The organism is Pseudarcicella hirudinis (genome assembly GCF_900115665.1).
GTDB classification, from domain to species: domain Bacteria; phylum Bacteroidota; class Bacteroidia; order Cytophagales; family Spirosomataceae; genus Pseudarcicella; species Pseudarcicella hirudinis.
The window spans coordinates 360,675-369,801 of sequence record NZ_FOXH01000005.1 but is presented as its reverse complement, the minus strand read 5'-3'; the positions used below and the strand labels follow the sequence as shown (position 1 = coordinate 369,801).

General features: G+C 36.9%; 13 protein-coding genes. 6 read left to right on the top strand and 7 right to left on the bottom strand.

Translation table 11 applies throughout. The features are described from left to right. The first annotated feature begins 65 nt into the window (after nt 1-65). The 6 genes from BM179_RS11600 to BM179_RS11570 all read left to right on the top strand — a co-directional run bounded on the left by BM179_RS11600 (nt 66) and on the right by BM179_RS11570 (nt 6,606). Complete coding sequence (locus BM179_RS11600; RefSeq protein ID WP_092016926.1) at nt 66-2,003, top strand: hypothetical protein; 1,938 nt, start codon at nt 66-68, stop codon at nt 2,001-2,003. A gap of 1 nt (nt 2,004) precedes the next feature. Next, the gene (locus tag BM179_RS11595; RefSeq protein WP_092016925.1) at nt 2,005-2,535 is read left to right on the top strand and encodes a hypothetical protein; all 531 of its coding nucleotides are present in this window, start codon (nt 2,005-2,007) and stop codon (nt 2,533-2,535) included. Between the two features lie 64 nt (nt 2,536-2,599). Then, nucleotides 2,600-3,439, top strand: coding sequence for a hypothetical protein (locus BM179_RS11590; RefSeq protein WP_143095209.1), 840 nt, complete (start codon nt 2,600-2,602; stop codon nt 3,437-3,439). A 94-nt stretch (nt 3,440-3,533) separates the two neighbouring features. Further along, nucleotides 3,534-4,709 (top strand): hypothetical protein, encoded by a 1,176-nt coding sequence (locus BM179_RS11585; protein ID WP_177219370.1) that lies wholly within the window; start codon nt 3,534-3,536, stop codon nt 4,707-4,709. Between the two features lie 75 nt (nt 4,710-4,784). Then, nucleotides 4,785-5,777: a glycosyl hydrolase 108 family protein gene (locus tag BM179_RS11580; protein WP_092016919.1), complete on the top strand. Its 993-nt coding sequence runs from the start codon at nt 4,785-4,787 to the stop codon at nt 5,775-5,777. Nucleotides 5,778-6,162: 385 nt separating this feature from the next. Further along, the gene (locus BM179_RS11570) at nt 6,163-6,606 is read left to right on the top strand and encodes a hypothetical protein (protein WP_143095207.1); all 444 of its coding nucleotides are present in this window, start codon (nt 6,163-6,165) and stop codon (nt 6,604-6,606) included. A gap of 63 nt (nt 6,607-6,669) precedes the next feature. Here BM179_RS11570 and BM179_RS11565 read toward each other — a convergent pair whose 3' ends face one another. The 7 genes from BM179_RS11565 to BM179_RS11535 are packed head-to-tail and all read right to left on the bottom strand — an operon-like array spanning nt 6,670 to nt 9,118. Then, the gene (locus BM179_RS11565) at nt 6,670-6,912 is read right to left on the bottom strand and encodes a hypothetical protein (protein ID WP_092016914.1); all 243 of its coding nucleotides are present in this window, start codon (nt 6,910-6,912) and stop codon (nt 6,670-6,672) included. A 7-nt stretch (nt 6,913-6,919) separates the two neighbouring features. Continuing rightward, nucleotides 6,920-7,111, bottom strand: coding sequence for a hypothetical protein (locus BM179_RS11560; protein WP_092016912.1), 192 nt, complete (start codon nt 7,109-7,111; stop codon nt 6,920-6,922). Between the two features lie 40 nt (nt 7,112-7,151). Further along, nucleotides 7,152-7,421, bottom strand: coding sequence for a hypothetical protein (locus BM179_RS11555; RefSeq protein WP_092016910.1), 270 nt, complete (start codon nt 7,419-7,421; stop codon nt 7,152-7,154). A gap of 10 nt (nt 7,422-7,431) precedes the next feature. Then, entirely contained in the window at nt 7,432-7,734 is a 303-nt protein-coding gene (locus BM179_RS11550) for a DUF3850 domain-containing protein (protein ID WP_092016908.1), read from the bottom strand. A gap of 14 nt (nt 7,735-7,748) precedes the next feature. Then, nucleotides 7,749-8,459 carry a hypothetical protein gene (locus tag BM179_RS11545; RefSeq protein WP_143095206.1) on the bottom strand — a complete coding sequence of 237 codons (711 nt, stop codon included), beginning with the start codon at nt 8,457-8,459 and terminating at the stop codon, nt 7,749-7,751. Nucleotides 8,460-8,485: 26 nt separating this feature from the next. Continuing rightward, nucleotides 8,486-8,776 carry a hypothetical protein gene (locus BM179_RS11540; protein WP_092016904.1) on the bottom strand — a complete coding sequence of 97 codons (291 nt, stop codon included), beginning with the start codon at nt 8,774-8,776 and terminating at the stop codon, nt 8,486-8,488. A 36-nt stretch (nt 8,777-8,812) separates the two neighbouring features. Next, a complete protein-coding gene (locus tag BM179_RS11535; protein WP_092016902.1) occupies nt 8,813-9,118 on the bottom strand; it encodes a hypothetical protein in 306 nt (101 codons plus the stop codon). Nucleotides 9,119-9,127: the final 9 nt, after the last annotated feature.

Genomic DNA, 9,127 nt, shown 5'->3' with positions numbered 1-9,127 from the left:
TTAAGAAGTGAGTATCGAGATGAGTGAATACAGTTCACTCATCTTTTAAACCGATTGAGGCGTAGATGTTAGATTTTGAAACACAAATAAAACCATATTTGCTGGGTGCTTCAAAAAAGGAGTTTCCCAAAGAACTTTTGCATCCATACTACGAACAATCAAAAAAGGTTAAATCTAATATTTCAGAGACTTTTGCAGATATATACCCTGGTTTTCTTGACAAAAACAGACCAAAAGAAAAAAAGGAGTACAAAGCCTACAGACAGGATATTTTCAAAAACTTAGTACTGCCATTCCGTACAAAAGTTCGGAATCAATTCAACAGCATCAGAAATGCTGAAGATTTTTATATCCATTTTCCGGATACAAAAAAGGTAGACGAAAAAGACACATTAGAATATTACTGTGAGAAAGAATTTGGAATGCACAAGTCTGTCTCAAATTGGGTTTGGAATGAATGGCTTCCGCTATTTCTGCAAGACCCTAATGCAGTCGGAGTGATATTGCCAGTTGAAACAGATAACCCAAACAAATTCAGAGATGTAAGGGGGTTATTTATCCCATGTGAAAATGTAATAATGTTTGCACAAGGCAGATTTGCTGTTTTGAAAAGCCTTGAAAAATCGACATACATAGATTCAAATGGAAAGATCAAAAAGGATGGTATTATTCTGTATTTTTTCGACCATGATAGCTATTCAATAGCCACCCAGATATCTGAGATCAGAGAAGGTGGAACTTTGAGTTCTCAATTCTATTTACTTGGAATTGAGACTTTGCAAACTGAAGAAAATACTGTTGCTTATTTTAAATTTCCTGAACATTATTCCCCTGAATTCCCTGTATTTAACGTAGGGATGATTGTTAAGGAATCTCAGGAGTTTGGTAAGTACAATTTATATGACACTATCATAGCCGATGCAATCCCTCACTTGCAAACTGCTATGCAGCGGGCAAATGACAAAGAAATATCGGCACTCCATCATACCGCCCTTAGGGAATGGCAATACACCCAAAAGAAGTGTAGCTGTGAAAATGGAAAGGTGCAAAAGGAGTTATTGGATGCTGATAACAATTTTCTGATGTATGCTCAAGAAAATTGCCCTAAGTGTGGCGGATCCGGATACACAGCTTTTGTTGATTCATTAGAGATTATGCTCGTCACTCCGCCTGATCCTTCTGGATTTGACGACGACAAAAAGCCTGCTGCTATGCCAACTCCACCAGGAGGGTATATTGAAGGTTCTATTGAGCCATTAAAGGCATTTAGAGAAGAATTTGAATATGAAATACGAGATGCTTATAAAGCTCTTGGTATGGAGCATTTAAATGAATCTCCACTTGTTCAGTCAGGAGTTTCAAAAAAGTATGACAGAGGTGAGCTTTCTCAGCTTCTTACAAATGTTTCAAGATTTATTAAAGAGGAGATTTTTGATACTGTATTTACCTGTATAGATAGTATCAGATATGGCTTTTCTGGCAAATCTGGCGAGCAGTTGCCACAAGTGTCATGCCCAAAGCGATTTGACCTAAGTACAGAAGAGATTACCCGGGAAGAATTGGCACAAGCTATAAGCAATAACTTCGATAGTGGTATTGTTGATAGTAAGACCTTGAAATATATCGAACAAGCGGCAGGAAAAGAATCTGATTTTTACAGAAGATATGAACTGCGAATGAAGATTGACCCTTACAGGAACTTAACTAACGAAGCTAAATCTTTTGAAATAGCTAATTTATTTGTAACAGGTAACAGATCTACAGAGCAATTTACACAACAGCTCAGAAAGCTGTACTTCAGCAAAAACTTTGATGCTTGCTTGCAAGAGGCATTAATATCAGACAGTGAATTTTGGAATAAAGACACCAAAACTCAAAAGGCTATTTTAGAATCAATAAATGACTCACTTTTCAGTGTGATAGATAAAGACAAGGAGGTTGTTTCATTAGTATTGCGCCCAAGTGTTGACATAAAAAATAATAACCAAAAAGGCATCAATTAATATGGCAAATAAAAATCAAGTAACATTGGATCAGGAAGGAACCAATGTTGAAAACCAAACATCAGAATTAGCATTTGGTCGGGATTCAGTATCCTCATATCAAATTCAGTCTGAAGAGAAACTGAAACTTGAAAAAGAAAAAGAGTCTCTTGAGAAGGAAAAGCAAGAATTTGAAAAACAAAAGGCTGACTTTGAAAAGCAACGCTTGGATGCAATTGCACAAGCTGAAAAACAGGCAAATGATTTAAAAGCTAAAGAGCCAGAAAAGGAGATTGTAGCTAAAAGATATGATGACCTGTTACATTCTGACCTTGTTGTTATAGAATTTGACCATGAATCCACCGTTGTAAACAAAAAAAACGGAGGCTTTGAGGTGGTTAAAGAATCAGTAAAAAAGGTTCTCCCAAAATCATATTGGGATTCCTTGGATAAAGACAGCAAGGGTTATCCGATTCATGTAAATGCTTCACTGGAAGGTATTGCTGTATTAAATGAAAAAAGCGAGCTGGTGGAAACTTTAGAATTTTTATAATATTTTATTAAAACGGGTCCATAATTGGGCAAATACTATGAAAGGTTCAGAATTACTGGAAGCAATGCTTCAAAAAGCCGGGAAAGATATTTCCAAATTTCAAAAAACAATTGACGCTATCAAAGAGGTTGATATAGATGATGAAGACGCAAATGGATTGCTCGATTCATTGTTAACCGAAACTGAGGCAGAAAATAATGCAGAAATCATTAAAAAGGTTTCTGGTAAGGCTAAGGCCGAGGTACTTAATGGGATTGATTCAGAACTGAAAAAATATGAATCAAAACTAAATTCAGATCAAAAGACCGAATTGGCAAAGTTTGGCAAAGACACTAACAAGCGCTATAACTATGTTTTAAAGGCTTTATCTGAAAAAGGTTCTTCCGGACAAGAGTTGGCCGATAAGCTTGAGGGCAAGGTTGAGGAAATGATTAACGCCAAGATTGAATCTGGCGATTTAGTTCCGAAAGATCAGGCTGAAAAGCTTAAAAATGAACGCTTAGATGCTCTTCGTAAAGCAACGCATACTGATATTATATCAATTGCGAAATCAAACGAAAAGCTAAACAAAGAAAAAGCTGACAGGCATTTTTCAAAGAATTTTGTCTCAGACGTAGAAGCTTTACTTTCGTCTGGTATAGGCAAGAAAAAGGTAAAAGCTCAGATTGATTTTGAGACTGGTAAAATTGTAAATGCAGATAACACCGAACTTGAAGTTATAGGAGATGATGGCAAACCGATTACAATTGACGGAATTGTTGCTTCAACTATTGAAACTTATGATTGGGCTGCAAAATCTCCAAATCCTCCGGGAACAGGAATTATTAAAATCCCTGGCGGTACTGGAGAAAAGATAGATATCATCAGTAATGCAAATGCCGGTTTAGCCGCATTTGGAAAATAAAGAATTGCCAATTGGCATGAGGGGAATTAAGGAATTTTAAACAAGAGGGGATATGCCAGCAAATCAGGTTAATTTTGGCGCTGCAAGGGTGATGATGGCAGCGATTCAACATACATCAAATAATACACCACGCTTCCGGAACATCGGAACAATCTTAGCATTAAGATCGCTGTCAAATCAGCAGGTCTTACAAGCGTTAGATCCTATTAACGCTGCTGAAACGAAAGCTTTAGGCTGGAAAACAGTTGCGGGAAGGGATATTCCTATTCCGGTTGTGACATTGCAATACCGTCCAAGAAATTCAGGTACTGCTTATAATGAACGTGCAACCCGTACTGATGGACAAGTAGAGAGATCAGGAGCTTCTGTAGATGTCAAGTTTGACATGTACAAAGAGACTGCTTTGAAAAAAACAATCAACTCTAAACTTGTCGAGCCAAATACAGTAAGCTATGCAGAATCTCTTCTTGCTGGCAAACTGGATCAGAACGGACTGAATGAGTTTTCAAAAATTACCGGATTGTTAGGACTTGATCTTTATCAGGAGATTGGCGAAACGCTATATCACCCGGTAAACATCGCTTCGCTAACAAAATTGGTTGCCGCTATTGGTAAGAATGCAGCATATCCAACTGTTGTAACACCTACCGCAGCAGCTCCAATTGTTCAGGTTGTTGCTCGTGACATCAACGGCAATCCTACGAAAGGCGTTTACAGCTTTATCAGGACTACAAAGCTTTCCAACAAGTTTTCAGGACGTCCTTTAGTGATTGGTGGCCCTAAATTAGCGGCACTTTTAGCAGAAGAAAAAATCTATGCAATCAATGCTGAAGGTTTGAAAATTGACGCAGTATATGCAAATACTGAGTTTGATTTTTATTACGATGAGGACATTGACACTGTAGCAGGCACAGACGTTTGCCTTTGTATCGAAGGAGGAGCAGTTGCGCTCAAAGAGTTTAACTATCATGGAAGCCTTATTGATGTTCCAAGACACGCTAATACAGCGTATGGAACTATGGTGATGAAAATTGCCCAGTACAACGAGGAAAATCCATTGTTGCAAAATACTCCATCAATGTTCAGCATGAACATGGATGTCCGTGCAACCGAATCTGTTGATGCTCAGGATATGCCAAAGTCAATTATTGTGCCTTCAATCGCTTGTGGCGTTTATACTCGTCCGTTGGGGTATTTTAGTGCTGTTTCAGGGGATATTATGAAAGATACAACTGGGATATACGCATTCAAGCTTGTTGATGCATCATAGTCCTGGCGCAAGTTAATAGATATACCTAACAAAGCAGGGGTTTGGCTAATAGACCCCTGCATACAAGTATTTTTTATGAAGAATTTTATTGTTGCCTGTTTGGCAGTATTGATGAGTTTTGGATTTTGTGAGGGAGCTAGTTTCGATATTGCTTTTTCAGAAACAATAAAACATGAAGGCATTGCATTTACCGCATTTAGTTATGACAATGATGGAGGTGGCACAAAATATGGTTTCACTCTTAAAAAATTTCGTGAAATCTGCTCCGGTGGTAAAAAGTATTATGTAACAAATTGTGATAACGACGGAGACGGAAAGATCACAAAAAATGACCTCCGGATTTTGACTATATATGAAGTAAAGCAACTGTATAAGCAACATTATTGGGATTATCTGAAATGTGACCAGATTTACTCTCAATTGGTCGCTGCTATAGTGTATGATTACTTGGTTAATGGTGGACTAAGTATCAAAAAGCTTCAGAAAATGGTAGGCGCAAAGATTGATGGAAAGATTGGACCAGAAACTATCAGAAAGATTAATCAAGCAAATGAGTGTGAACTCTCTAAAAAGCTTATGAAATCGAGGGGAGAATGGCTCTTTATCCATTGTAAAAGATATATACCCCACACCTATAAAGTATGCAAAGGTGGTTGGGCTAACAGGCTAAACTATTACATCTTACAATTAAACTTAACATGCAAACATGAAAAAACTAAAAGCTCTTATTTTGGCAACAATAGCACTCGTTCTAAGTTTGAGCGTGATGAGTTGCTCAGAGGTAAATCAGGCATCTCAGTCAGCCTTTTATCCGGATACAACGGTTACTCAGTCTTATCCGACAGCAGCGAAACAGGCAGACAGCTGGACAGCAGTCAATTCAAGCTATACTTCAGACTCTTCAGCTCTTTTAGAGAAGCAAATGGAAGCCAAGAGGTTGTCGGACAACGTGTACGAATTATCGAAAGCCAACGACCAGGTTTTGGAGGAGACGCAGAAGGCAATTTCATTAGTAAAGGATATGAAGTCCTTGAACGCAAAAGCGGAGCAAATAAAGAACGGTATTGAGTCTGATTTAGCGCAAATTAAAATACTGGAGGAAAAGATTAATACTGAAAAAGAACAATTAGTTCTCAGGGCAAGAAATAAGGATCCTCTTTATGCGAAAGGAGGTAATTAATGGATTTGCTCTGGTTAAAAAGTATTGTATCTAATATTTTGTTGAAGTTATCAGCTAAGGTACAGGTTCCGGTATTTGTTATCTTGTTTTTGGTTTTATTAAGTTCGGCATTGTGGTATTCTGTATCGAATAACAGAAAAAAAGAGCAACAAAGCCGTGCTGTCGAACTACAGAAGCAGGTTGAATCTAACTTGGAACAGACTTTACAGTTGAGCAGAATCAGGAAACAGAATGACGATCTCAGAATTGTTATTGAGACTATAATAAATGACAATGAAAGGCTTAGGAAAAAATATGACATTAAAGTTGATGACATTCGTCGTGCTTCTGATTTTGAGCTACAGCAACAACTTGATAGCTTATTCAACTATCGACACATTGCAAAGAAAAAGTGAACCAGTGTTCTTTCTCACCCGGCTGGGGGCTGAAAATGCAAGAATATTATATGAGACTAAATTGTTATTGGAAGGGAGGCTTGAAAACTCTGAAAAAGTAATAAAAGCTCTTACTATACAAAATGACTCTTTAATGTCTCATATTGAAAGGAACTCAAGAGAAAATGCCTGGTTAAAAGTTCGGGTAAATTATCTTGAGAAAGAACAGGAAATTGGGAATTTTAGAATTTTAGGGATAAAAATAAACAAGCCCAAAGCTGAAAATTGGGCTTGGAGAACAATAGCATTGATGGCCTTTTTTAAAGCCTTGAAAGTATTTTAAATTGGTTTTGTTTTTGGGTTTTTGCTGTAACACCTCATTGCCTTTGCTTTGAGGTGTTTTTTATTATTCACTTTTATTCGATTTAGCGACTTGCTGCCAGTATTGTAGGCATTGAGAATGAATATTTTCTGAAAATCCAAAAAAATCTTCTATCCCGCAATCTTGGTTTTCAATTGATTGAATCAGTAAAGATATGCCTGCAAAAAAAGCTTGTCGTAATTGGGTGTCCTGGTCTTTAGTAAGTACAATAGGATACGATAACTTTGCATACCCATCAAAGGCTTTATTAATATCGAAGTTTTCCATTTTATTTTTATTGGTTATTATCCCAAGGGTTTTCACCTGTCAGGCTAACAAATCCGTCTTTGAGGCCCTTGTAGATCTCAGGCAACGCTATTTTTAGTATTTCAATTTGTATTCCAGGCATTCTTGTCATCTCTACTGACAAAGACATATCCCCTACTTTGTTGATATATTCGATAAGCTCTTGTTTTGAGTTTTCCATAAATATGTTATTTTGAGTTTATTTCTGCCTATTCATTGGCTCAACCTATCATTAGAACTGCAGAACCTTTTCGGTATACTGCATCAAATTCATCCATACAATCTGGATTTTTTGCAAAAATGCTAAATGCCATCAAATCACCTTTATAGCGTACATGATCTTCACTGAGAATACCTAACCGCAATCCATTCTGATCTTTCTCGTTATCGCCTATCAAAATAAAAATCTGGTTATCCTTATTATTTTTTTGGAAATTATCATGTTTTATGATTTCAAGGAGTTGACCCCATGTTAAGTTTTTGTTTTTCATTTTGTTGGTATCATTTAATATTAATAGAATTAGCCGGCCAGTCAAAAATCATTCTTCCTAACTGAATTATGCAGTACCCTTGTTCTAATCCGGGATAACCCTGTAGGACATAATCTATTTCACACATAATTCGCCTTCCAGTAAATTGTTCTGTTGCTGGGTCGTATTCTTGCGAAATGAAAATATCTCCTGCCTTATAATTTCGGTCATTTTTCCGTAATTCAAAGTTTTTAACTCCTTTCATACACAGTTGATAATACTCAATGTGAGTTTTTACATAGTGTATATTACTTGTTGACTCTTGCTCTGACATAGTTGTATAGCTTATTATTTAAACCCTTCCGGGCGTTCGATTTTTTTAAAGGTAATTACCCAGACAAAAGGATTTTGCGACCAAGAATCAGGGCCATAAGTCACGCTCCATAGGGTTTGAAACGAATCCCTGTATTGACTTCCTGTATCTGCGCAAAATCCGGGCTTGAAACCCCTGTTTTCAACATGCTTACTTTTCTTATATATTTCTGTACCTATGTAATCAATAGTGCAAAAAAATGGATAACTACCGTATGGTTTTGTCTCAACACCTTCCGCCTTAGCGTCATTTTCTGAAATGATCTGAAGGCGTTCTATGTCAATATTGGTAACTTCTAAAAATAACCTGCATGCTGATTTAGGCATGAATATTGATGGTTTCCAGTGACCTTCCCAAATAGGTATGTTATCTGCTTTATAATAAATGCAGTCTCCCCCAATGCCATCTCCGTGGTCGTGACACCATGTTTCACGAACCCATAATACATCACCAACCTTGTATTTTGCTTTAATGTCGTTTGTACAATCATTTACTGGTCTTTCATCCCAGTCTAATGATGTTATTCCGGTGACTTGCCCGGTTTGTTTCGATCGACTAACCTGAACAATACCACTTTCATGATTGCTTTTAACAATTCTCCGGGTCATTGTTTTCCTGTCATTTATGATCGCCTGAACCATAGGGGTTGAGAAAAGGATCGGTTTGAATATTTTGTTTGGTTGCATAGCTATTTTGATTTGTTGTTATCTTTTTAGCATTCCCTTGTTTCAGACTCATAAGACAAGGCGGTAATTTTAAATAATGCACCATCAGCTTTCATTTCTCCTTTGTCCTCCGATTTAACAGATACACCAATCTCCATTTCTTCAGATATGCGTTCAAATACGCTAATCGCTACATGTTCCGCCATACACTTAAATATGTCTCCTGAGAAGCCATTTTCGTCCGCACATTCTGCCAATTTTTCGGCTGTCCAATATTGTTCATCGAACTCAAACTCCATTTCAAGATCCTTGACTACTCGTACTTTATACTTTTTCATTTTGCTTTCGATTTGTTAGTTTATAAATTACCCTGTTCAGTCTTGCGTTTTCCTTTTTTGAATTACCTTAATATATTTTATTTCATACTCCGGGTTTTCGCCTTCGAATTTAAACTTCTCATTATAAGCATCAATAAGTGCCTCTTCTGTCAGAAATTCCCTTTCATCATTGTCTATAAAAAATGATGTATTTGGTTTTCCTTTCGGACTTCCATCATCATCCCGGTCAGTAATTTTTTCGCATTGAATCATAAGGTCATCATCTCTGTAAATAGAATGATAATGATCAACCCATGACCAATTTTCTTTTAACCTCCATTTTATACTTGATGATGTTATCATATACTTGCT